The 24969-nt window shown below is 36.6% G+C and carries 17 protein-coding genes and 1 pseudogene; 6 read left to right on the forward strand and 12 right to left on the reverse strand.

The features are described 5' to 3' along the window. Positions 1 to 64 precede the first annotated feature (64 nt). From FJR38_RS23495 to FJR38_RS23535, 9 genes are all read right to left on the reverse strand, one after another. On the reverse strand, positions 65 to 754 hold the full coding sequence (locus tag FJR38_RS23495; protein ID WP_168497159.1) for a YggS family pyridoxal phosphate-dependent enzyme: 690 nt from the start codon (positions 752 to 754) through the stop codon (positions 65 to 67). Continuing rightward, positions 751 to 1029, reverse strand: coding sequence for a transcriptional coactivator PipX (pipX, locus tag FJR38_RS23500; RefSeq protein ID WP_168497161.1), 279 nt, complete (start codon positions 1027 to 1029; stop codon positions 751 to 753). The genes FJR38_RS23495 and pipX overlap by 4 nt, the downstream gene beginning before the upstream one ends. A 316-nt stretch (positions 1030 to 1345) precedes the next feature. Then, on the reverse strand, positions 1346 to 3205 hold the full coding sequence (locus tag FJR38_RS23505; RefSeq protein ID WP_168497163.1) for a hypothetical protein: 1860 nt from the start codon (positions 3203 to 3205) through the stop codon (positions 1346 to 1348). 145 nt (positions 3206 to 3350) lie between these two features. After that, complete coding sequence (locus FJR38_RS23510; RefSeq protein WP_168497165.1) at positions 3351 to 3641, reverse strand: phosphopantetheine-binding protein; 291 nt, start codon at positions 3639 to 3641, stop codon at positions 3351 to 3353. Then, a complete protein-coding gene (locus FJR38_RS23515; protein WP_168497166.1) occupies positions 3642 to 4970 on the reverse strand; it encodes a condensation domain-containing protein in 1329 nt (442 codons plus the stop codon). 84 nt (positions 4971 to 5054) lie between these two features. Next, positions 5055 to 6653 (reverse strand): PfaD family polyunsaturated fatty acid/polyketide biosynthesis protein, encoded by a 1599-nt coding sequence (locus FJR38_RS23520; protein ID WP_371418276.1) that lies wholly within the window; start codon positions 6651 to 6653, stop codon positions 5055 to 5057. A 93-nt stretch (positions 6654 to 6746) separates the two neighbouring features. Beyond that, on the reverse strand, positions 6747 to 9431 hold the full coding sequence (locus tag FJR38_RS23525; RefSeq protein ID WP_168539743.1) for a PfaB family protein: 2685 nt from the start codon (positions 9429 to 9431) through the stop codon (positions 6747 to 6749). A gap of 124 nt (positions 9432 to 9555) precedes the next feature. Then, on the reverse strand, positions 9556 to 16242 hold the full coding sequence (locus tag FJR38_RS23530; protein ID WP_168539745.1) for a type I polyketide synthase: 6687 nt from the start codon (positions 16240 to 16242) through the stop codon (positions 9556 to 9558). Positions 16243 to 17063: 821 nt separating this feature from the next. Then, positions 17064 to 17246 (reverse strand): hypothetical protein, encoded by a 183-nt coding sequence (locus FJR38_RS23535; protein ID WP_168539747.1) that lies wholly within the window; start codon positions 17244 to 17246, stop codon positions 17064 to 17066. 278 nt (positions 17247 to 17524) lie between these two features. On the opposite strand from FJR38_RS23535, the gene FJR38_RS23540 reads away from it, so the two are divergent. The 4 genes from FJR38_RS23540 (at position 17525) to FJR38_RS23555 (ending at position 21215) form a co-directional block, all read left to right on the forward strand. After that, on the forward strand, positions 17525 to 17854 hold the full coding sequence (locus tag FJR38_RS23540) for a hypothetical protein (RefSeq protein WP_168497174.1): 330 nt from the start codon (positions 17525 to 17527) through the stop codon (positions 17852 to 17854). 276 nt (positions 17855 to 18130) lie between these two features. Next, positions 18131 to 19333 (forward strand): ABC exporter membrane fusion protein, encoded by a 1203-nt coding sequence (locus FJR38_RS23545; RefSeq protein WP_168539749.1) that lies wholly within the window; start codon positions 18131 to 18133, stop codon positions 19331 to 19333. A 13-nt stretch (positions 19334 to 19346) separates the two neighbouring features. Continuing rightward, the gene (devC, locus tag FJR38_RS23550) at positions 19347 to 20522 is read left to right on the forward strand and encodes an ABC transporter permease DevC (protein ID WP_168498322.1); all 1176 of its coding nucleotides are present in this window, start codon (positions 19347 to 19349) and stop codon (positions 20520 to 20522) included. Between the two features lie 6 nt (positions 20523 to 20528). Then, positions 20529 to 21215, forward strand: a complete 687-nt coding sequence (locus FJR38_RS23555) for a DevA family ABC transporter ATP-binding protein (protein ID WP_168498328.1) — start codon at positions 20529 to 20531, stop codon at positions 21213 to 21215. Between the two features lie 30 nt (positions 21216 to 21245). On the opposite strand, the gene FJR38_RS23560 is transcribed toward FJR38_RS23555, so the two are convergent. The 3 genes from FJR38_RS23560 to petC form a co-directional block, all read right to left on the reverse strand. Then, positions 21246 to 22031, reverse strand: a complete 786-nt coding sequence (locus tag FJR38_RS23560; RefSeq protein ID WP_168539751.1) for a glucosamine-6-phosphate deaminase — start codon at positions 22029 to 22031, stop codon at positions 21246 to 21248. A gap of 150 nt (positions 22032 to 22181) precedes the next feature. Further along, positions 22182 to 23183 (reverse strand): cytochrome f, encoded by a 1002-nt coding sequence (petA, locus tag FJR38_RS23565; protein ID WP_168498318.1) that lies wholly within the window; start codon positions 23181 to 23183, stop codon positions 22182 to 22184. Positions 23184 to 23284: 101 nt separating this feature from the next. Beyond that, positions 23285 to 23824, reverse strand: coding sequence for a cytochrome b6-f complex iron-sulfur subunit (petC, locus tag FJR38_RS23570; protein WP_168498316.1), 540 nt, complete (start codon positions 23822 to 23824; stop codon positions 23285 to 23287). Positions 23825 to 24197: 373 nt separating this feature from the next. On the opposite strand from petC, the gene FJR38_RS23575 reads away from it, so the two are divergent. Together FJR38_RS23575 and FJR38_RS28775 are read left to right on the forward strand one after the other, a co-directional pair. After that, on the forward strand, positions 24198 to 24506 hold the full coding sequence (locus tag FJR38_RS23575; protein WP_168498314.1) for a DUF3067 family protein: 309 nt from the start codon (positions 24198 to 24200) through the stop codon (positions 24504 to 24506). Positions 24507 to 24750: 244 nt separating this feature from the next. Further along, positions 24751 to 24969: pseudogene (locus tag FJR38_RS28775) on the forward strand (J domain-containing protein); the annotation flags it as partial.

Consider the following 24969-nt stretch of genomic DNA (forward strand, 5'->3'; position numbering starts at 1 on the left):
TGGGCAATATAACTTCTCAAACTCTTGTCAATCATCTTGTCCATCACCATAGCAAAAGTCATAACTAAGAGCGTTGACCAAACAAAATTGTACCTAATCTTACCATCGTTGCTCCGGCTTGCACTGCCAACTGGTAATCTCCAGACATCCCCATGGATAAGTGCTGCATTGTAATATTGGAGTAGTGTTGTGATTGAATCTCTTGCGCTAATTCACTAGTCCGGTTAAACACATTCAATATTTCTTCATCCTCTAACCCTAGAGGGGGAATTGTCATCAAACCTTGAATTTGTAAATTTTGACATTGATTGAGTGCTGCCAAGTCAGCGAATAATTCTGGAATCATCCAACCAGATTTATTCGCATCAGGGAGAATTTTGACTTGTAAACAGACATTTGGATTCACTCCGAGTTCTTGAGCTAGAGTGTTTAAGCGTTGTGCCAGCGGCAAGTTATCAACGGAGTGAATCCATGGAAATAGTTCTAAGGCCTTTTTTGCCTTATTAGTTTGTAAATGTCCAATTAAGTGCCAGGTAATATCCGATAGTTCTTGTAACTCGGCTTGTTTACTGGCAGCTTCTTGGATACGACTTTCTGCAAAATCACGAATTCCTGCGGCGTAAGCTTCCCGCATCAATTCAGTAGATACTCTTTTAGTAACAGCAATCAACCTCACTGTAGGTGGTAGTGAGGCGCGAATATTAGCAAGGCGGTGTCTAAGGCAATCGGAGCGATCGCTAATTGAACTACTCATTGGAATGTACGCTGGAAAACACTTTGAAGTTGCTCGTACTCCTGGGAGTTACCACTGCGGCGCAAAGTACGTAAACGATTTTCCAGCATCATTCTCGCTTCAGTCCTGCCAATAGGCTGAAATTTCAGGACTTTCAGATCATTTGTCACCAGAAAAAATAAGCGTTGGGCATAGAGTGTGGTAAACAGATCCTGGTTCTCATCAACCATACAGATCCTATAGAGTAAACCCCAAGTTGGATGATTTATGTAAGTTTCTGAGTTTTCTGGATTCATTTCCTAGTCAAGGTTGGGAGTATATATAGAGTGTTCCGCGATTAACTAACATTCAAAGCATAATACATCCCTTCCGCCAACATTTGTGTTGACAATGGGAAACTAAGAATCTTATTAACAGTTTCCCACCAGGAATACCACCCTTTTTTATCTTCGGTGATCAAACCTAAGTTTCTGGGGTGTTGCACGGGCTTCTTTCCATCCTGCCATAATTCTCCCTTAATGGCGCAAAGATGGACATTTATCCAGCCGGCATATAGCAGAATTTAGGACGCAGGAGCATAGCTGTCGCTGTTTCCCCCTGCCCCCTTGTCTATCACCTATTTTTCAGAGAAGGAAAATGTTTACCACCGAGTTCAATTTGTCCAGTTAAGCACCCAGTTTTTAACCTACTGATTAAATACTCTAAATCGTGGGCAATAAAGTTTGTACCATGATCTGGTTCTACTAAACTAATTAAATTCACATTATTTATTATTTGATTATCTAAATTAGCAATACCTAAAAAATTGAAAACTCCGGATTCATACGTACCACAAGGCACAGAAGGATTATTCACCCCAACACAGTATTCTTTTTCTTGAAACCAATCAAAATCAGGATAGCCATGAAAGTGAACTATGGGCGCTCCATTGGCAATTAATTCGGGCGTGTATAGAGCCGCACCTAAACTAATAGCCAACATAACATAGATATCATAAGAAGGTTTAATATCTACCTTCTTTGATTGACTTTCTAATGGTAGTTGCAAATGCAACTTATCTTGTAAACCGATGCGAAGAATATCACAATCAATATTTAAATCTGTTTTATTGCCACCAGAACGAGAACTAACTAACCAAATATCAGGTATTTGCTTAAATCTTTGTTCTGCATTAATATTCAATTTTATATAACGTCTACCTTCCGCATTTTGACGAAGTTCTTCACTACTAAATCCAACTACAGGTAATAAAGTCTCCCATTCATCAAAAGTAATTTCTGGTTTACCTACATAATGAGGAGGTTCAGCATAAGCTACAAAACCGTAAGATACCCCAGTTCTACCATTCACGATTACATCAACAATATCTCTATGGGATTTTCTCTTAATAACATCAGCTAATTTAAAGCCGCTGGGAAATAAACCGGTAGATGCTAATTCTTGCCCTAACTTGACTAAATTATGAGCATAACTTGATAAATGAGGATTATATTCCCCTACTTCAAAGCGACTAATTAACAATGGAGTAATAGGCACAAATACTTTAGGTATAAGTGATTTTAAAACAAAATCTTCAATTTCATATTGATCAAACTTAGAATCAGAAAGATTCATATTGAGAATAGAAATTTTTTCGTTAGATACACCGATCACAATTTCCGAGAAAGTCTTAATTAGTGTATTGATACCAATCCGGATTTTTTCTGTGTAAGGTGTAAGTGGACTCACAAATTTATGATCTATGTCAGTCAGAATGATTACTTGTGTATTAGTAGGATCTTCAACATATTTAGCCGCATGATCCTCAGCCCAGCTACTCAATTTAGCAATTTGAACAACAGACATTTGTTGTTTTTCTTTGAGCCAATTATAAGATAGTTTATACCAATTTTCTGCTACAAATATTCCTATTTTTCGTAACCATGAGTTCGGTCTTTCTACATCTATTACCGCATCAATATCTGATCTGACTCCTTGGATTTTAAAAGATTGATATGAATTAATAATGGGAATTTTAATTTTGTGTTGTAATTCCGTCGTTGCTTCTTTCCAAGGTATGACCTTTACACCATATTTTTGCAGACAAAACGATAATTTTTGGCGAAATTGAATAATAACCTGATTATGATAATTATTAGGTAAAGGTCTAAAAGTAACCTTTAAGTTTTCAGCCATGAACTTAGGATTAATAATTGGGGGTTGGTATCCTGCGGGTGATTCTCCAGAAAAACCACCAATTAATTTACCAATAGTTTGTAAACTAATTCCTTGAATTAATGGTTCATTGGCAACTTTAGAAGAAACATTCATCTCCTGGATTAATGCCAAAATATCTGCTTTATATGTAGATATTTCTAACTGTATTTCCGGAGTAATTACTCCCTTGGGAGAACGAATATTCAGTTTGCTATTTTCTGCCCAAAATACTACACCTTGCTGAGTTAGTTTTGCTAAAATTTCTGCTGCGTTCATAACTAAATCTCTCTTGTTTGAAAATAAGAACTTAGGAAAGAGGACACCTAGCTAAATTAGGGTTGTCCTAATCTGGCAAAGTGTCCCAATAATCAAGGAGGAAAAACTAACATACTTGTCAGAAATTAAACAGAATTTGTAGAGGTTACATCTGGATAATATCTGACTGTAAATCTTCTAATTCTTCAGATAGTCTGAGAGAAAGTTCTTCAATGGTAGGGTAATACCAAAGATGGATAAGTGATAATTTAAATCCCAGAAATTTTTCGGCTTTACTAGCTATAATCATAGTTTGTGCTGAGTCTAAACCATAGCTATCTAAAGGTTCACGAATATCTATTTCTTCGGGTACAACCCCTAGTAAAGAGGATATTTCCGCAACTAACCAAGCTTGAATTTTAGTGGTATTATCCTGATTGGAAAGATTATTGCTCATTTATGTACCTCCAGTTATTAAATAAGGGAATGAGATTTCCCGAATATAAGAAATACAATGATCAACAATGTTTTCCATAGTTTTTCGCTGAAGTGAAGGTTGAGAAAATACAAAATTTAGGTTCATTTTTTCCTGAAATGTAGCCGCATGAACAATAAACATTCCTGCTGATAAAGCATGAGAACCAGCAAAACTAATTTCTTCTATTTCTAATTCCCCATACTGATGAGGAATCTTGACTTTACCAACATTAGAAACAGAAACCGTAGCAGATACTTGATTTGGGAATAACAAAGAGAAATCTATAAGTTGTTTAGCTAAAGATATCATTTGAAAAATCTCTCCTTGTTTAATTTGTCTAGTTAAAGTATCTTGTACTTGCCGAGCTAACTCCCAAATAGAAATGTTATTTGTAATTTTATAAAATCCCATTAAAGAGCCTGCTAAAACTGTCATATTTTCTTCGCTGATTGCAGGTTGTAAGCGTCTTCTTAAATCCAAATATGATAAACAACTTACTTGGATATTATTTTCTGTACTTTTTATAAGTTGCCTAGATACTGTCAACAGTAAGGCTGCACATAAAGCACTTTGTACTGTAGTATTTTCCTGTTTGCATTGCTGAATAAACTGTTGTGTTGATTTTTGATTCAATTGTCTGTGAATAATTTCACAACGACGCTGAGAAATGGGAACATACTTTTCTACTGGTAATGTTTTTGGTTGATTCCAGTATTTTTTAAATGCAATCTTTAATAGTAAATAAATTCTACCTATCTTTCCTTGGAAACTATTTGTCCAAGCAGGTAACAATTTTTCAATTGGGGGTAGAGCTTCTAACTTAGTAACGGCTTTAATTGACTCACCCGCGGTAATTTTATGACAATAAGTTAAAATTTCTGAATGCAGTTGGATGCTTGACAAACCATCGGTAATTGCATGATGAGTAGTTGTAATTAGATAATTAATATTTTCTTGATTTTCTACTTTTACAAGTACAACTCTCATTAAATATTTACTACTATCAATTACCTGATTCATTTCTGCATTAACAACTTCTTCCCATTCATGAATATCCACAATATTAACAAGTTGAAAAGGAAGTTTTCCTGTACCTGCGGACTGAAAATAGTAGGAATTTCTAAAATTAATAATGTGATAATTTAGCGCAGGATGACGAGATTGAATCATCTCTAAAGACTGTTTCAAAACTGTATCTTCAATAGTTCCTTTAATCCGGCTAATAGTAACTAAATTCCATGTTTTAGCCCGGTGATTCAAAATTTCCATTGTTTGTTCTATATGTCCCAATTTTCTATTTACAGCCATATTGATCACCTTTGGCTAAATGAGAATTTTCAAAATTGTTGGTAGTGAGGGATTTATCCCTCACTTATAGCACTCAAGTGCTAACTACAAACTTTGTGGATGATATTGGCTGTATTCTTCTGGCATTTGTAAACCTTGAACTTTTAAATTTTGAATGCGATATAAATAAGCTGCTCCTGTCATAATTTGATCAGCTACATCCACTACTCGACGATTATTGATATCAGCTAAATAAGAACCACGTACCCAATTATTAAAACTACCCATTGCTGGACCACACCAGATTTGATAATCTATTTCCCGACCTTTTTCTCCAGTATTAGACCACCGAGAAGATAATCCTAAATACCAGCGAAATATTAACGCCATTTTTAGCTTAGGATTGTTAGTTGCTTTACTTAATTTCTCTGGATTACGTTGGGATAAATAAGTAGATGTTTCTTGCCAAATTTCCGCAATTGTTTTTCGCAAAATTTGTTTTTCTAACTTTTCTATTTCATCTGGGGGAATTTCGGTAATTGAATTATAATTTCTGTATAATTCCCATAATTTTTGAGCGCGGAGAGGGAAGAGAGTTCCCCGTTTGAGAACTTGCAATTTTACGCCCATTTCAAACATATCAGCCGCTGGAGCCATCATTACATCAGTCATTTCTGCTTCAGCTAAAAGCTTTTTTGTATATTCAGAAGTACCAGCTTCAACGCAAGCTTGATTAATAGAACCTGTGACAATATAGGCTGCACCCATCATAAAAGCGGCTAGTGCTGATTGGGGTGTAGAAATTCCGCCAGCTACACCAATTCTTACAGGTTGTTCATAACCATATTGACGCTGAATTTCATCTCTTAATTCTAAGATAGAAGGTAATAAACAAACTAAGGGACGATTATCTGTATGTCCTCCTGAATCTGCTTCTACGGTAATATCATCAGCTATGGGAATTTTAGCAGCTAGAGTTGCTTGTAATTCACTAATTAATCCTTTTTCAACTAATTGTGACAGAATTTTTATGGGTGCAGGTTGGAGAAATTTAGTTGCAACTTCTCGACGGGAAACTTTGGCGATGATTTTATTTTTAATTTCGATTTGATTAGCTGAATTTAAACTGAGTCCAGCCGCTCGATAGTAGACTATATTATCAGTCAAATCTAAAAATGCAGAGGCTTCAATGATGCGAATTTGATGCTGTAAATATAAATCAATTAATCGCCGTTCAATAGCTGGTTCACTAGGGCTATGAAGTAAGTTAAAAGCATAAGGTTTGTTATGTAAAGCTTGTTGAATTTTATGAATAGCTGTTTCTACACGAGAAGGAGATAAACCTCCTGCACCAAATGAGCTTAAAACATTTGCTTTTCCCAGGGCAATAACCATTTCTTCAGATGCAATACCTTGAGCCATTGCTCCAGTTGCATAAGCATATTTTACACCATAAAATTCTAGAAAGCTTGGATCACCTAATTGATGAAAGCCGATAGCAGGAACAGATAAAAGCATTTCCAACTGATTACTGTTACCATTAATAGCATAGGATAAACTTCCCTGATTGCTAATACCAATTAGTCCTTCTTTATTCAGAATATAACAAGGGTAATCCAAATTCATCAGTTTACTTTTAATGTTTTTTGCATCAAAAGATACGGTATTTAAATCACCTTTCCATGCTTGATAATTGTTATTCATTGAATAAGGAAACTTAAGTTGATGTTGATTCAACATCTTTGATGAATTAAACACGCTATTTAACTCCACTAATTTTGTAAATTTTGACTAGTTCTACTTTGTAGTTTTTGCTTGTATAACCATTTTTTTGTATAAATCTAGCTGCTGTTGGAGAAATAAACTTAGTTGTTGAAGTGATGTTTGGCGGGACTGCAATAAAAAATCGTGTGCTTTGGCTAGACGGGCATTGTTATCATGTAATTCTGGATAGTGAGGAATTGATTTAAGCCTGTGTTCATAATTAAATAAAGAAGGATTTGGTAGAATTGACTGATTTTTGGCGGGAATATCTTGATCCAATTTGATATTTGGCAGAGAATATAAAGGTGATAAATCTAACTCAACTCGATGACTAAACAGCTTGGCTAATGCTTTGATAATAGAAGTATGATCATCTACACCTCGACGATTCAGAGATACAGTCAGATGTTCTTTTTGTTTGAGGATTTCGCTAATCCAGCGACTACAATTACTGCCAACACCAACTTCAATAAAAATTCTGATGTTGTCATTATAAACATGATTGACTAAACGAGGAAAATCAAGTTGTTGGCACAGGGACTTGGCAATATTTTTACCGATTAAATGACTATCAATTTCGACGGTTGCGTATTCTGCGGCAGAATAGAAAGTTGTTTTTGAATTTGTTTGAGTGGGTAGGGTATTAACTTTGACAAATTCATCATATTCAGAGTGCATTGGTTCACAATGAATTACATGATTAATTGATGTCGGAAAAGCGTCACATTTTAAAGTTTCAATAACTCTTTTGCAAGCTTGAGTTTCACCAGCAATTACTACTTCTTCAGGTGTATTAATTAAAGGCATATAAACCCGTTGTTCATTTTTGAGAACTTCTCGTACCTGGGACGCAGAACATATTAAAATGTAGTTACTCCAAAATTCTTCACTTTTACCTTCATGAATTAGCGGTAATCCCCAATGCTGACGAACTGCATTTTTAGGTCCAGATAATCGAGTTCTAAATAGAGGAGATGAATTCAAATAATCACTGGTACTCTTGAAGCTCGTCCAAATACCTTGTGCTAACATCATGCTAGTTTCACCAAGGCTATATCCAAAAGCATAAGGGGATTGAATCTGAAAATAATTTTTGAGAATTGCTGTCATCAATCCTGCTAAACCAACTTCTGATTCCAGCATAGAAACTGGATCATCTATTAATTTTTGTTCGATAGTTTCTAATTGTCTTTTTGATAATTTATTGAGGCTACGAGGATAAAGAATTTTTTCAATGTTAGCGACTCGATTGTAAACACTTCTAATTACAACATCATCATACAATTGGGGGAAAAGACGGAAAATATTTCTTCCTATTCCGATATAAGAAGTAAAAGATCCGGGATAAACAAAAGCAACATGACCTTTTTTTCCTTGGGGTTTAACTGTAAAATAACTACCAAGTGGAGTTTGCCAATCTTTGCCAGTCTCAAAAGCAATATTTACGCCCTGAATTGCCCTTTCAATCTCTCGGTTTAATTCTTCTGGATGTCGGGCAAGAATAGCTAAGGCATAGGTTGATTTTTGATACTTTTGATATTGTTGGAAATGCTGAATTGCTAGTTGAGATAAAGAAGAGAAATCTGAAATATTTTGTTGAAATGCCGTAATTTGTGCTAATAAAGAAGAGCGATCGCCAGCAGCAATAGTAAATAAATAATAAGGCATTTCTTCCAAATATTTACTACTGCGTTCTATTTGGCTGAGTTCTTCTGATAAAATTAAATGTCCATAAGTATTATCTTCCTCCATGATATTTACCGCCGCTACTCTTTTAGTCGCACCAGATTCTAAAAACCAAGGTTTTGATTCTGTCGCTACATAAAATGGACTCCTGCGCCAAATCTCTGGCTGTTGAGGATTGCACCATTGAGGAACAGCAGGAATATAGCGATGATATAAACAAAGTGCGGTTTTAATGATGCTAAATATACCTGCTGTGGCCTGTGTGCTGCCAATATTAGCTTTAACACTACCAAGTCCACAACTGAGATTTTCTTCCTCACTTTGATAGGCTGATATTAAACCTTGAATTTCTGCTGTATCTGCGTCGGGAATGCCACTAGCAACAACTTCTAAATAACCAATATCTGCGGCTTTGATATCTGCTATTTGAAAGGCTTTGTGACAAGCTTGAGTAACAGCTTCTGGGTGAAGTGCAGAATGTTTGACAACACTTAATCCATCAATAACTGCATATATGCAATGGTTTTGTTGCTTGGCTGTTTCATGCAGTTTTAATACTACTGCGGCTGCACCTGCTGTTTTAATAATGCCTTTAGCGTTTTCTTCATAACTAAAAGTATGTACACCTATGTTAATTTCTGGAGGGTTATTTTTATCTATGCCTACAATTAAAACAGCTTCTACTTGCTGTGTAGTTAATAACTTATGACTTAAATTCAAAGCCGATAAAATAGATTTTTCTTCGGCGAAAAATGCTAATTCAGCAGAGATATAATTAGCTAATTTGGCTGAATCTTCTGTGGGATAAATGGTAATTAATGCTAGGTTTGTTGCTGGTTTAATTTTAGCATTTTCTAAAGCAGAATTGATAATTTCTCGATTGAGAGGAGTTGATGAATTATTTTCAGATGTGACTGGACTTTGTTTCCCTTCATAAATTAGACGTTCAAATTTAGTTAATGTTGATGAATTACTGATCACGCAATCCATGCCAATAATTGCTAATTTTTGATTTTGTTGCATTGGTATCATGATAATTCTCCATTTTGAGAAACGTTTGGATTGAAGGTATATTTCAGAGAATGCAGAGAACAGGAGGTTTTTTTGCGTAGTTTCTAATTCTTAAACTCTCTCTGTACCTCTGCATGAAAAATAGCTAATATTTGGCGATTTGATTTGGTAAAATTGTTCCTTTTGCGCCAATCATCCGATTATAAATTTGTCCTTGGCGATTATAGGTAATCACATCTGTAATGACTGATGATTCTGTTTTTGATTGGACTTCACAAGTTACATAAAATGTTTCACCAAAGGGAACTTTTGCAAACTGTTCAAAGTTCTTAATTTCTGATGGTAAACAGCCAACTTGATGAAAGTGTTGTGTCCAAACCCAAAGGGAATGAATCTGGACATCTGCTATGTAGGGATTGAATGTTTGAACGGGAAATTGTCCCTGTTGCTGTGCTGTTGGTTCTGCTAAACAGCATTCAATAGTCATTTTACTGGGGCTGGTATTGAGAACTGCTTTTACACCTTGAAAGGTGATTCCATGAAATAGACTAGCAGCATTTATTTGATAAAGTTCTTGATTTGTTTTCAGGAAGTTTTCATCCTGATTAAAATTCAGGTTTCCATAGTTGGGTGGTGTAGGAATTTCCCGCTTGAGAATCAGATTGGTACTGAAGTGATATCGGGTTTTTTCGTCTGGTGTCTTACTGCTAATCTTAACAGCAAATTCTATTTCCTGATTTTCAGTTTTAGCAAGTTCTTGAATTTCTAAAATATATTCACTTGCTAAGGTTTGATCAAAAACTATGCCTTTTAAGACTTTGAAATTGGGAGAACTAAAGGCTGTAAACCCAGGATATAGTTGTTCACAAGCATTAGTCATCCATAATAACCCACAAGTCGCAGGAAGTACGGGACGATTAGCGATTACATGATCATGTAAAAATGGGTTTTCTGCTAATGTTAATCGGCGTTTAATCCGATAAGTTTTTAACTCAGGGGATAAACTAGCAGGAACATAAACTAAGGGACTACCAATTACTAATTGAACTGGATCTTGATTAGCATTTGTTAGTTCATTAATTAACATTTGTGTCCCTGTTTCTATGGGAATAGTTTCAATTCCTCTTTCCGCGAAAGCTTTCTTTAATTCTGCTGATACCATGCCACTTTCCCAAGGTCCCCAGTTAATAGCCATGACATGACAATTGGGGTAATTATGTTTAATTAAATGGGCAGATTTATTGAGAATTTCATTTGCTATGGCATAATCGGATTGTCCTACATTCCCATAAAATCCAACTACGGAAGAAAACAAAACTAAATATTGCAATTGACTTGCTGGTACACAATGGAGAAGATTTTCCAAACCTTTAACTTTGGCTGCATAAACATTTTCAAAATCCTGAATTGATTTTTTCTCAATGCGTTTATCAGCTAGGTTTCCTGCACCATGAATGATACCAGTTACCGGACCAAAACGTTCAATTACATCTGCAAGTTTTGATTCTAGTATTGCTGTGTCGGTAATATCTACACTTAAATATTCTGCTTTTCCTCCGGCTTTGGCAATTTCTTGAAGAGTGTTATGAATTTCTCGCTGTGAGGAAATTACCTGATACTTTTTCTGTACCATTATTGGTGTAGGTTTTTCCCCTTGGGCTTGGAAATTTTCTAGAATTCGCTGTTTTAATTCTCCTTCACTTTTGCAATCTTCTGTCCAAACTGGTTCAGGTTCTGTACTGGAACGCCCTAAAAGAATAAATTTACATTGATATTGTTGGGCGATTTTAATTACACATTGGGCGGTGATTCCTTTTGCGCCACCACTGACTATAAATACTTGGTCTTTGCTAATTGGTAGGGGAAAATTAGTGGTTGCTAATGGGGTAGAATCGGCAATTAAGGTAACTCTACCTTTGCTGCTATATCCTACTTCTTGAATTAACAAGTTGGGGTCATGAATTTCAGCAAGAATATGTTTTACAGATGTGTCTGAATCTAAGTCTGGATTTAAGTCAAGGGAACGACAAAATACATTTTCCCATTCTTGGTTAATACTCTTACTAAGTCCGAATAATCCCCCAGCAATTGCACTAAAATTATGTGTCTCTCCTAATCCAAATTCTCCATCTAAACGGGCTACGTTAATAAAACAACTACGTCCTAAATTTGCGGCTTGATTAAGTGGTTCTTTTAGGTACTTGGCGATGAGAAAAACATGAAGAAGAATAGATTTCTCTATTTCTAATTGATTGACTGGGTGGAGGTGAATAAATGCAGCTACAGTACCATAATTATCAGCAATTTGATTTAACTGTTGTTGTAAGCTGTCTTCATACCAATCAGTTAAAACTACTCTATTGATTTTTTCTGTAACTGTTGACTGGATACCAGGAAAAATTAAAATTACCGTTTTCCAACCTTTAGCTATTAAGCTTTCGGCTAATTTCTCTGTAGTAGAAGAACCATCATCAGTTATTAAGACAATGTGGTTTTCAGGAATGGAAAATTCTAAACTATCTGGGATGGGAAGTTGCTGTAATTTGGCAATACTACGGCGGATATTTCCAGGGGATGTAGTGGTGGTGATCTCTGCTATTTCTTGATGAGATAACTGAGTCATTCCCTGGGCTTGCTGCTGCATATAATCAGCGATTTCGCCTAAAGTTCTCAATTCTCCAATTTCTTCAGGATTGGGTTTAGGTAAGTCGGGATATAGTTCTAATAAACCTCCCAAAATTTCGACTCGTTTGATAGAATCAATTCCTAAATCTGCTTCCATATCCATTGACAGTTCTAGCATTTCTACCGGATAACCTGTCTTTTCACTGACAACTGTCAGCAGAATATGACTTAGATTTTCGGGAATTTCTATTGCTGTTTTCTGTTCCTGAATTCCAGGTGTAGATGTTATTAATTCCGGTTGAGGAACTTCTAGTAATACCTCTGTGGTAATACAATCTGTGGATATTTCCACTTGTTGTTTCAGTGTATCTGGAACTAAAGTTTGCATATATTCTGCAATTTGTTCCAATGTTCTTAATTGACCTAATTCTTCAGGGTTAGGTTGAGGTAAATCAGGATACAGTTCTAATAAACCTCCCAAAATTTCTACCCGTTTGATAGAATCAATTCCCAAATCTGCTTCCATATCCATTGACAGTTCTAACATTTCTACTGGGTAGCCTGTTTTTTCACTGACGACGGTTAGCAGAGTTTGACTAAGGGTAGCTTTATCTATATTAATTGGGGCTTTGGGAACTACGGTAATGGTTTTTTGATCATCTTTGAGTTCCTCTTTTACTTGGGGAGAAGAAATAATTTTAGGGGTTGAGAAATGATCGGATTGAGGATGATTTACATAGTTGATGACTCTGTTTTCTGGAGTCAATAAATGATAATGTTGTTGCAGAAGTTCAAAGTAATGCTGGGTGTATTCTTGTTGATATTTGAGATATTGTTCATGAATGCGGAGGGTATCACCTTGATGATCATGAAACCGCATCATATTCCGTTCAGAACTGGAAATTGCGAGTTGTTGAGTTGTGGATTGATGTTCTGTAACTTCAGTATTTCCTAATAATGAATACTGTTGTTGCATTAGTTGAGAAAATGCCTTTGTGTATTCTGTTTGATTTTGCAAAGATTGTTCATGAACGTGAATAATATCACTTTGTTGTCGGCCAAATTCGGCGATAAAATTTTCTAAGCTGTGAATAACCTTTTCATAATTTTGCGGATGAACTTCAACTTGATCTAATTTGTCGTTAACAGAGATTTGGTGATTTTCTGGAACTATGGGTTTGGGCGAGGGAGATACTACTTCCAGATGATGATCATTTTCTAAAGCTTTCGCAAAGGCTTTTTGAGTTTTTTCAGTAATGTTGGTACTATTTAACCGCACATTTAAAACTTTTTTGGGAGGAACTTCGGGAATTTTAGTGGTGACTTGATAGGGGTCTGGATTTTGCAAAGATAATCCAGCTACCTGTAATTGAACTATTGCTTCTCGGAGAGTGCGATCGCTATTTTTGGTATGATTGGCATTTACAGCTATAGCCATGTGGGGTTTATCCCTAAGAATTTCTTTTACTAAGTTGGTAAGGACATTTTTGGGTCCAAATTCTACAAAACAATAACCACCAGCAGCATAGATATTTTCAATCTCTTGCTGAAATAATACCTGATTTAACAATTGTTCTTTGAGGATTTTCTGAATAACATGGGGTTCTTGAGGATAACATCCACCTGTAACATTGGTATAAACTGGAATTTGTGCTTCGTTGAAATTTACCTTTTCAATAGCTTGGGCAAAAGGTTTTTGGGCATGAGATACTAATGGTGTATGAAATGCTGCGGAAACTCCTAATAAAAAAGTAGAAAACCCTTGATTTTTAAGGACTTCTTGAACTTGACTAATTGCAACTTTTTTCCCAGCTAATACTACTTGCTGCTGAGAATTTTTATTAGCAATTGCTACTTGGGGAAAGTTTTTAATTACTTCCGTAATCTGACTAATATCTCCCTTAACAGCTAACATTCCCCCCGCATCAAAATCTGAATTTGCAGGTGCAGCCATAGCTTGTCCTCTAGCTTTAACTAAGAACAAATAATCTTCTTCACTTAACACACCTGCAACCCACAAAGCTGTTAATTCTCCAAAGCTATGACCGGCAACAAAATCGGGTTTAAATCCAGCTTGTTGCAATATTTTATATAATCCGGCACTAAAAACGCCAATTGCTGGTTGTGCATATTCAGTTTTCTGTAATGTTTCTAACTGAATTTGCTTTTGTTGTTGCTCAAAAACGGGCTGTGGAAATACTATGGCTGATAAGGGGTGTAACCCATCTTCACAAAGGAGGCTATCCATGTGACTATAAGTTTGGCGTAAGCAAGGGAAATTCATGACCAATTCCCGCCCCATTTCTAGGTATTGTGAACCTTGTCCAGAAAACAAAGCTACCACTTTACCTGTCGTATCTAGCCCTGTTTGGCGGTAGTAAATCCCTTGAGGGTGTTCCCATGATTCGGCTTCGGGCTTGTGTTTCAGCCCTTCTATGACAACTTGCAAAAATTTCTCTGCTTGCGCTAAATTATTAGCTACAAAGCCAACTCTGGCATAATTAACAGGAATTTCCCCGGTTTGGCACTCCGTAATCAATTCTTGGTAGTGTTTTTCTTTACCTTCAGTCTGCAATTGTTGCTGGATTTGTTGACAACGTGATAGCAACTCTGAAGGGGTAGGGGCAAACAACAGTAGGGATTGTGGAGTATGATGTAATCGGTAAGGGTGATGATGTTCATGTTGGTACTCTTCCATAACAACGTGATAATTAGTACCACCGAAACCAAAGGCGCTGACTCCCGCCCTTCGCGGTTGAGTAGGATGACTTACCCAAGGTCTCGTCTCAGTATTTAAGTAAAACGGCGAGTTCTCAATATCGAGTTTGGGATGGGGTTTGGTAACATTAATGGTAGGTGGTAAGACTTTGTGATGCAGCGCCAAAGCCGCTTTAATGAGACTAGCTGCACCTGCTGCCGCTTTGGTATGTCCAATTTGTGATTTTACCGTTCCCAAGGCAATATGCTGTTTTTTCGGGTTATTTTCCCCAAAAACGGCAGTAATTGAGGTAAATTCTGTGGGATCTCCTACCATCGTTCCCGTACCATGTGCTTCAATTAAACCCACACTAGCAGGGGAAACTCCTGCGTCCGAATAAGCACGAGTTAAGGCGTTGATTTGACCTTCGGGACGGGGCGCATATATACTTTTATACTTACCATCGCTAGAACTACCGACACCTTTAATGACTGCATAGATGCGATCGCCATCTCGTTGAGCATCTTCTAGGCGCTTGAGTACCAGCATTCCCACACCTTCACCCAACATCATCCCATCAGCCTCAGCATCAAAGGGTTTTACCTTATCCCCAGGGGAAACAGCAGGGGTTTTACTGAAACACATATAGGCAAAAATTGAGTTATCGGTATCCACACCGCCAGTTATCATCATGTCGGCGCGATGTTCTACCAATTCGCTAATAGCCATTCTCAACGCACCCAAGGAACTCGCGCAAGCTGCATCAACTACACAGTTCATTCCCCCTAAATCTAGCCTGTTAGCAATGCGTCCAGAAATCACATTAGCTAACATTCCGGGGAAGGCATTTTCTTCCCATTGCACATATCCACTTTTGAGTTTTTCAATAATTTTTTGGCTATCTTCATCAGATAAACCACTATTTTTCAGGACTTTTTCCCAAACTGGATATTGCAACCTTGCACCCAAAGGAACAGCCAATTGTCTACCAATTGCTACTCCTAATATTACCCCTGTCCGTTCATGATTAAATTGGCGAGATGCACCATAACCAGCATCTTCCATTGCCTCTTTTGCTACTACTAAACCGAGTAATTGAGAGATATCTGTCACCTCTAAAATGTTTGGCGGTAAACCAAAATCCATGGGATTAAAATCAATATCTGGTAAAAAACCACCCCGTTTACAATAAGTTTTATCTGGTGCTTTGGGGTCAGGATCATAATAATCATCTATATGCCACCGGGAAACAGGAACATCGGTAATACAATCAATTTTTTGAATAATATTTTGCCAATATTCCTGTAAATTTTTCGCTTGGGGGAAAATAGAAGCCATCCCAATAATTGCCACATTAGTTGTTTGCAACTTGGTATTAATTTCACTAATCATCTTTGTGGTATCAGGCATATTCTTTTTCACCATTATCATCTTGAGTACAGACTTTTCACAGTTACTAATTTCAGCTTGCAACTGTGCGAAAGCAGCTTCAAATTTGGAAGCAGCCATGATCTTATTTCACTATTTTGCTCAGGATATCTAGAAGTTAACCGCAGTTTATTTTGTGCTTAGAATCTGATATTTTTCATCCACTTGAGTGAAGAAGTGCTAAAAAATATAGGTTTGATGATGGCGATAAGTTCTGAACAAATAAACCTATATATATTATTTTTCAGCATGAAACTAACACTCAGAAAGTGGATAATTGATGATTGGCTATAAATTAAGACAATGAATCTTGTGGCGGTTAAATATGGATTAGGCTAGTTTATTCTGTAGCCAATAAATTATTTGCCCTTTGTATTAACCTTAGTTTGGTGACAACTCTATCACAACTCATAGGCAACTTACGTGCAACTTTTTAAAAGTCTTGCAAATGTAAAATTGATAGAGTCGCAGAAGAAATAAGAATATATTTGCTTATCCAATTACAGCAATTATTATCTAAGTTTTAGCCATTTTGACAGAAGTTGCATATATATTGCATATCAATACTGTTCGGTTAAGGATTTTGGGGCGTTGCTGATTAAAAGTATGATTTTGTTATGCCTACGGCACGCTGCGCGAACACGCAGAGGCGCAGAGTCTACAGAGAGTAAGAGTTTGAAATCATTGATTTTTGAATTTCATACCCTAATTCAGCAACGCCGATTTTGGTAGGTTGGGTTAAGCGACAAGTATTGTATTGCATATTATTAAATTAAAATTCAGAATGAATTCCTGACAACTGGTGAATATGGAGAGAAATCATCAACGATATTCAAAAAAAACAATTTTTCTGAAAATACAAGATAATTTACATTGAGATAAATATAAGTTTTAGTCTGTAATTATTGTTTGATAGTTTCTAACCCTAAATAGTCAATTACTACATCTATCCCCAGAAAGATTTTCTTGTCTTTGTAAAAATAGTCACTACTAAATATATCTAAGGAATTAAAAAAATATTTTTTATGTTCTAAAGTCGAAAATTTGAGATAATGAAAAACATGATAAATAACATCTATTTCCATGTAAACAATATCAAGAATATGTAAAGCAAAATCATCTATATAAATCCTCTAGGATTTATGCAGAAATTACCATTAATTAATTTCTGTCTTTCCTGTTTCCCAATTGTTGCATATAACTTGAAATTCGGAAAAAAGCAGTTTATTCTATGTGATAAATCAGGGAAATTTAGACTGTCAATCATATACAGTCTTTCAGCATAAATTCATGCAATTTAATCGTATTGCATTATTTGGCTTCTGCAATATTGGACTTACAAAAACTATAAGGAATTGCTGGTATGAGACTATCTGAATTAGATCCACTCATCCCACTGAATGAGTTACGTGAAGACCTCCTCAAATTACCAAAAGGTTACTCATTTTATGAAGATGAATTAGTAGACTTTTTATCACGGAGAAGATGGCCTGAAAGCAATCGTCGAATTGATAGAACAACCTTTTGGCGGTGGCGTAGTGACAACGGGATTGAACATCAAAAAATATTCAGTCGCTTGGATCTTCTTAAATTGTGTCAAATTTGTGATCATTATCGAGTAGATGGAACGCGCAGTGAATACTTGGCAATTATGCGGAAGAGAAAAGAAAAAGAGGTAGTCCTAAATAAATAAACTTTTGATATTGGTAATCGGTAATAGCTACCAACTAATTACCAATTACCTATCAAGAGTTTAGGCATTAAATATTTTATCTAATCACTAGTTGATCAGAATTACTAACTAATTTTTGTGGTGAGAACTTTAGATATAGTTGGAATACTAAAATCTTACTACAAATATCATACTGCTACTAAAAGTTGTCAGGAGATGCTATCAAGTGTACTGGCTTTTCTGTCTCTTCTTGAGAGTCAGAATTACTGTCATATTCCTAATTTAAAAAACAAAATTATGGTACACAAAGAAAAGCACTCATTCATAAAACCTGTGAGTTTGTGGCCACTAATATTCGCAAGTGCGGGTGTTGTAGCTACTGGTGTAATATCTATCTATAGTTTTTTATATTTTCAGGAAACTTCTAAATCAGTTTCTCCAGTATCTTCTAGCATTTCTAACCCCTTACCTACTATGACTGCTATTGCGGCTTTAGGACGTTTAGAACCCCAAGGAGAAGTGATTCGTTTATCTGCGCCTAATTCTCAAACAGGGATAAGAGTTGATAAACTTCTAGTCAAAAAAGGAGACAAAATCCGCAAGGGACAAGTAGTAGCAATTCTTGACAGTTATGGTCCTAATCTTGCAGCTTTAGAAAAAGCAAAACGACAAGTAGATGTTAATCAAGCTAATTTTCAACAAGTAGCAGCAGGGGCAAAAACAGGTGATATTTCTGCTCAAAAAGCCACAATTTCTCGTTTAGAAGCTGAATTAAGGGGATCAGTTTTTACTCAAAAAGCGACAATTGCTCGTTTGGAAGCGGAATTAAAAAATTCCGAAACTGAAAATCAACGATATCAAAAATTATATCAAGATGGTGCTATTTCTGCTTCTGATGCAGATACGAAAAGGTTACGCAGGGATACTGTCCAAGAACAACTTAATGAAGCTAATGCTAGTCTGCAACGTACTAGAGAAACTCTAGAAAAACAGTTAACTGAATCTAAAGCTAGACTCAATAGTATTGCAGAAGTTCGTCCTACAGATGTGGAAGCAGCCAAAGCAAATGTTGAAAGTGCGAAAGCATCTGTTCAACAAGCTCAAGCAGAGCTAAATTTAAGTTCTATTCGTTCACCCATTGATGGTCAAGTGCTAAAAATTAATGCCTGGCCAGGAGAAACAATTGGTAATAATGGCATAGTTGAATTAGGACAAACACAACAAATGTATGTAGTGGCAGAAGTCTACGAAACTGATATCAAAAAAGTCCGATTAGGTCAATCGGTAACTATCACTGGAGAAGCTTTTACAGGAAAAATCAAGGGAACAGTTACAGATATTGGTTTGCAAGTTGGTAGACAAAATATCTTTAATACTAATCCTGGTTCAGATACAGATAATAAAATAGTTGATGTAAAAATTCGCATTGATAATTCAGCGGATAATCAACGAGTTTCTAGTTTAACTAATTTACAAGTACAGGCACTTATTCAGATATAAAACTGTTAGAACTATGATTTTAAATATACCCCTGGCTTGGCTACAATTGGTTAAACAAAAAGTGCGCTTTTTCGTGGCTTTAGCTGGTATTGCTTTTGTTGCTGTTTTGATGTTTATGCAAATTGGGTTTCAAGATGCTCTTTATGCTAGTGCTACTCAAGTGCATAAACATCTACGGGGTGATTTGTTTTTAATTAGCTCCCAGTATAAGTCTTTGACTTCTACTCAAAGCTTTCCCCGCAGTCGTTTATATCAGACATTAGGGTTTAATGGCATAGAATCAGTTGAACCTTTATATGTACAATTTGCTAAACTTAAAAATCCCATAAATGGCCGCAAATATCCTATTTATGTACTAGGATTTGAACCAGTTAAATCTATCTTTAAATTACCGGAAGTTGAACAGGATTTTAAATTGCTAAAAATTCCTGATCAAGTATTTTTTGATCGGGCTTCACGCCCAGAATTTGGACCAATTGCTGAATATTTTCAAAAGAATAAACCTTTAAGTATGGAAATATTTAGTTATTTAGGTACTATTGGTTACAGGGTTAAAGTTAGTGGTTTATTTAGTCTTGGTCCTTCTTTTGGTGTTGATGGTAATTTAATTGTTAGTTCTTCTACTTTTTTGAAAATCTTTCCAGAACGCAGAGCAAATGAGATAGATATTGGCGCAATTCATGTCCAACCTAATGTTAATCCACAAACAATTTTGGCAACTTTATCGGCTAAGTTACCTAAGGATATAATAGTAATGACACGCCAAGAATTTATTGAGTTTGAAAAAAGCTATTGGACGTTAAGAACACCGATTGGATTTGTTTTTAATTTGATGGTAATTATGGGTTTTGTGGTTGGGGTAATTGTGGTTTATCAAATTCTTTATAGTAATATATCCACCCATTTTGTCCAATTTGCTACGCTGAAAGCGATGGGATTTAGAAATAAATATCTTTTAAATGTTGTATTTCAGCAAGCTTTGATTTTAGCTATTTTAGGTTATATTCCTGGGTTTGCTATATCACTGGGATTATATGATATTGCGAAAGATGCGACTAAATTACCGATTGTTATGGATGTAAGCAAGGGATTATTAGTATTTACTTCCGTGATTTTTATGTGTTTAACTTCTGGTTTCTTTTCGACAAATAAACTGCGGAAAGTAGATCCAGCAGAAATATTTAATTAACTAATGATGCAATATTTACCTGCTGCTAATATTTTAGAAATCACAAATCTCAATCATTATTTTGGTCATAGTAAGTTACGTACTCAAACTTTGTTTGATATTAATTTGACTATCAAAGCCGGAGAAATTGTGATTATGACGGGACCTTCTGGTTCAGGAAAAACTACTTTACTAACGCTAATTGGTGGTTTACGTTCTGTACAAGAGGGGAGTTTGAAATTCAATGGATATGAATTATTAAATGCTAGTAATGAGGAATTAGTTCAAGTCCGTCGGCACATTGGCTATATTTTTCAAGCCCATAATTTATTAGACTTTTTAACGGCTAGACAAAATGTCCAAATGTCTTTGGAATTACAACGCAATATTTCTCAATGGGAATCTTATGTACAGTCAGAAACTATGCTTAATACTGTGAAATTAGGGGATAGAATTAATTATTATCCTGCTGATCTTTCTGGGGGACAAAAGCAACGGGTAGCGATCGCTCGTGCTTTGGTTAGTCATCCTAAGTTAGTATTAGCTGATGAACCGACGGCTGCTTTAGATAGTAAATCCGGACGCGATGTGGTTAATTTGATGCAGCAATTAGCTAAGGAACAGAATTGTACTATTTTAATTGTTACTCACGATAACCGGATTTTAGATATTGCTGATAGGATTATTAGTATGGAAGATGGCCATTTAATTTAACAAGTAATAGCTAACCTCGTAGTCAAGAATTTAATCTTCATGATCAGCTAATAAACTAGCAGAATTAATATCTAAAAATAAGCTGGCTTGAGGTTGTTGACGTAAAATAGAAGCTGGACAATTAGTGGTAATATCTCCCATTAACATGGTTTTAACTACTTCAGCTTTTCTAGTTGCTGGTGCTAGACAAATTATTTTTTCAGTAGTACAAATCATGGGAATAGTGAGAGTAAATGCGTATTGGGGAACGGCTGCTAAGTTGGGAAAATATCCGGTATTTACTTGTTGCTGACGGTTGATATGATCAAGTTTGACAAGTTTAACTTTAGAAGTGTCTTGAAAATCTGCTACTGCTGGGTCATTAAATGCTAAATGACCGTTTTCACCGATACCTAAACAGCAGAGGTCTATTGGTTGATTTTCTAGAAGTTGAGTATAGCGATCGCACTCGGCTAGTGGTTGTAATGTATCCCCTTCTATATAATAAAATCTCTGGGGACATACCTTTTGTTCTACCCGTTCCCGCAAATAACGACGAAAACTCGCCGGATGATCTGATGTAATGCCCAAATATTCATCTAAATGAAATAAAATTATTCGTGACCAATCTATTCCTCCTAAAGCAATTAAAGCATTCAAAAATTGAATTTGGGAGTTACCTGTAGCCAATAAAATAGCAACTTGATCCTGTTTCTCCAGCAGATTTTGTAAATACTGGTGTGTGATTTTAGCCACATCTGCCGACATTTCTACTTCGGAAGTGTAAATCTGCACCAACAAATGATCAACATGAAACGATTTTGTCGGTTCTACCATTTTTTACCACCAATTACCTAAAAAAAGGACAGGCAAAAAGCCTGTCACATAGCTGATGATTTAGCAAAGAATTTGTAAGAATTCTGAACCATGATTTTGCTGATTAATCAATCAAAATAATCACCCAAATCATAGTTCTGACTCTTAAATTTAGAAATTCATTTCAGCCGCTTGGACTTTTTCTACTTGCTTCTTCTTCAGCACTAGCATTACTTGTGCCAACATCACTAAACAGATGAAAGCAACTAACCACGCCACTCTGGAGGAGTCTTGTAAGACGATTTCTGCATCTTTTTGACCAAAACCACCAACGTTAGGATTGTTAGTTAAAGCATCACCATCTTTAACTGCTTGTCCTTGGGCAACAATTAGTTCAGGACCGGCGGGAACTGTATCAGTAACAACGTCACCAGTTTCGGTTTTGATGTTGACCAAATACTTAACGTTACCGTCTTCATCTTCTGTTTGAGCAATTGTGCTAATTGTACCAGTAGCAGAAGCGTTGTAAGCGTTATTATTGCTTTTTTCACCTGTGGGGTAAAGTTGTCCACGTCCACGATTAGCGCCTACATGAACAGAGTATTTACCAAAGTGGATATTTTTGTCTGTAGCAGGGTTAGGAGAAAGAACAGGGAAGACAATTTCTTGATATTCTTCACCGGGTAGAGGTCCAACGATGACGATATTTTCCTTGTCGTCGCCGTAAGGTGTGAATGTCACATCACCCAATTCTTCCTTCATTTCTTCCGGAATGCGATCTTCTGGCGCAATCTTGAAGCCGTCGGGCAACATTAATACAGCACCAACATTTAAGCCAACTTTAGAACCATCAGCGCCTACTTGTTGCACGCTGGTATCGTAGGGAATCTTGACGATCGCTTTAAATACGGTATCAGGAAGTACAGATTGAGGAACTTCCACTTCTGTAGGTTTGGCCGCTAGGTGACAGTTAGCACAAACAATCCGTCCTGTCGGTTCGCGGGGAGTTTCAGGATAGGTTTCCTGGGCCCAGAATGGATAAGCAGCAGCAGTTTGTGGAATGGCAATATCGCTACTGAAGAAAAAGGTTACGGTAGCGATCGCTATTAGCAATGTGTTAACCATCGCTTTAGCGGTGCGAGTTAACCTCGCAGGTGTACGGGCATTTCTCATCTCTATAAAGTCATTTGTCAGTGGTCAGTTGTCAGTTGTCAGTTGTCAAGAATGAATCGAAGAGTCACTCTTAACGACTCAGCACTTGTGTAATGTGGAAATTAAGCCCACCAAGCGGCATCCCCGGTGCGGAAGTCAGTTTCTGTCCAAGGGGTTAACAGAATTTTGTCTTCTTCAACTTTGGCATGAGCTAAAGGTAAGGATTTTGGTGCAGGACCACGAATTACTTTACCTGTAGCGTCATATTGTGAACCATGACAAGGGCATTTAAACTTATTCTCAGCTACGTTCCAAGGTACAACGCAACCTAAGTGAGTACAAATAGCATTAATCCCGTAGTCAGAGATCGCTTCTTTACTTTGCACTACAATATAAGTAGGATCTCCCTTTAGTCCTTGTACTAAAGTGCGATCGCCTACATTATGGCTATCTAGAAATTCACTAACACTAACATCGTTACCCAATTCATTCTTTGCTACTGTACCGCCACTAGCGCCACCACTAGCAGGAGGAATGAAATAGTTAACAACAGGATATAATGCACCTAAAGCTACTCCGGTAACAGTCCCAAAAGTAAGCAGGTTCATGAATTGACGACGACCCATATCGGGTACATCTGCTGATTCAGAAAATTGAGCCATAATCTACGCGCTGTTTGTGTAATTTATTAAGCATTTTGACAAGAGTACCAGCACTTGAGCCACTCTTATCTGAATCGAAATAATAACGCCCGCAGCGATGCCATACTTCTTTGTTGCCAGATGATAGTTAGCATCTTTTCTGTTAGCATTACATTTCTTTATATCCTTATCATACTTGAGTTACGGAACTTAACATCATAACTAAATGTAAAATCTAAATAAGCTCAGGGAACGGGGAACAGGGAACAGGGAACAGGGAACAGGGGAACAGGGAACAGGGAACAGGGAACAGGGGAGCAGGGGAGCAGGGGAGCAGGAAATAAGTTTCCCAATCACCAATCACCAATCACCAATCACCAATCACCAAATTTGTATGACTGGAAAAGAATTACGTCAACTGTTGATTGATAAATGGGGACAACCTTATGATGTCCAGTTTCGTCGTACCCAAGGAAAGATATTCCTGCAAATCATGTGGAAATACTTTGGCCAAGCCTCTTTCCCTTTAAGCGAAACAGATTACCAGGATCATCTTGATAGCATCGCTAACTATCTCAATGCTTTAGGAGGAATACAACAAGTGCAAACTTTTATTACAGAAACAAAAGAGCGTCCTCGTCTGGGTAAAGCAGTTAGTATCCCCCTGGACTTAGGTGAACGAGCTTCAGAATGGATTATTTAGGAATTTAAGGTATAGTAGATAATCTAAATTTCATATCACCATAAGTCAAAAATTTCCGACTAAAGATCAAAAAATTATCTGCATAAAATAAGATATCTGTTACTATCTACACTTATAGTGCTAGATCAACACGGTATTAATAAGGCTATGATTATGGGACGGTTTGACAATCCTGGAATCATCTAGGTGAATTATGTTAATTATTATGAGACGCTACGAGAACACAGTGCAGGGGACGTAAGCTGTGCGAATTCCGCTCGATTACTACCGAATTTTAGGATTACCGTTAGCGGCCAGTGAGGAACAATTGCGACAGGCATACAGCGATCGCATTGTCCAGTTGCCGCGACGGGAATATTCGATTGCAGCTATATCTTCTCGCAAAGAGTTGATAGAAGAAGCTTATATGATCTTATCAGATCCAAAGAACGCAGTGACTATGATCAGCTTTACTCCGCTCACG

It is taken from the genome of Anabaena sp. UHCC 0253, from assembly GCF_009712085.1.
Taxonomy (GTDB): Bacteria; Cyanobacteriota; Cyanobacteriia; order Cyanobacteriales; family Nostocaceae; genus Dolichospermum.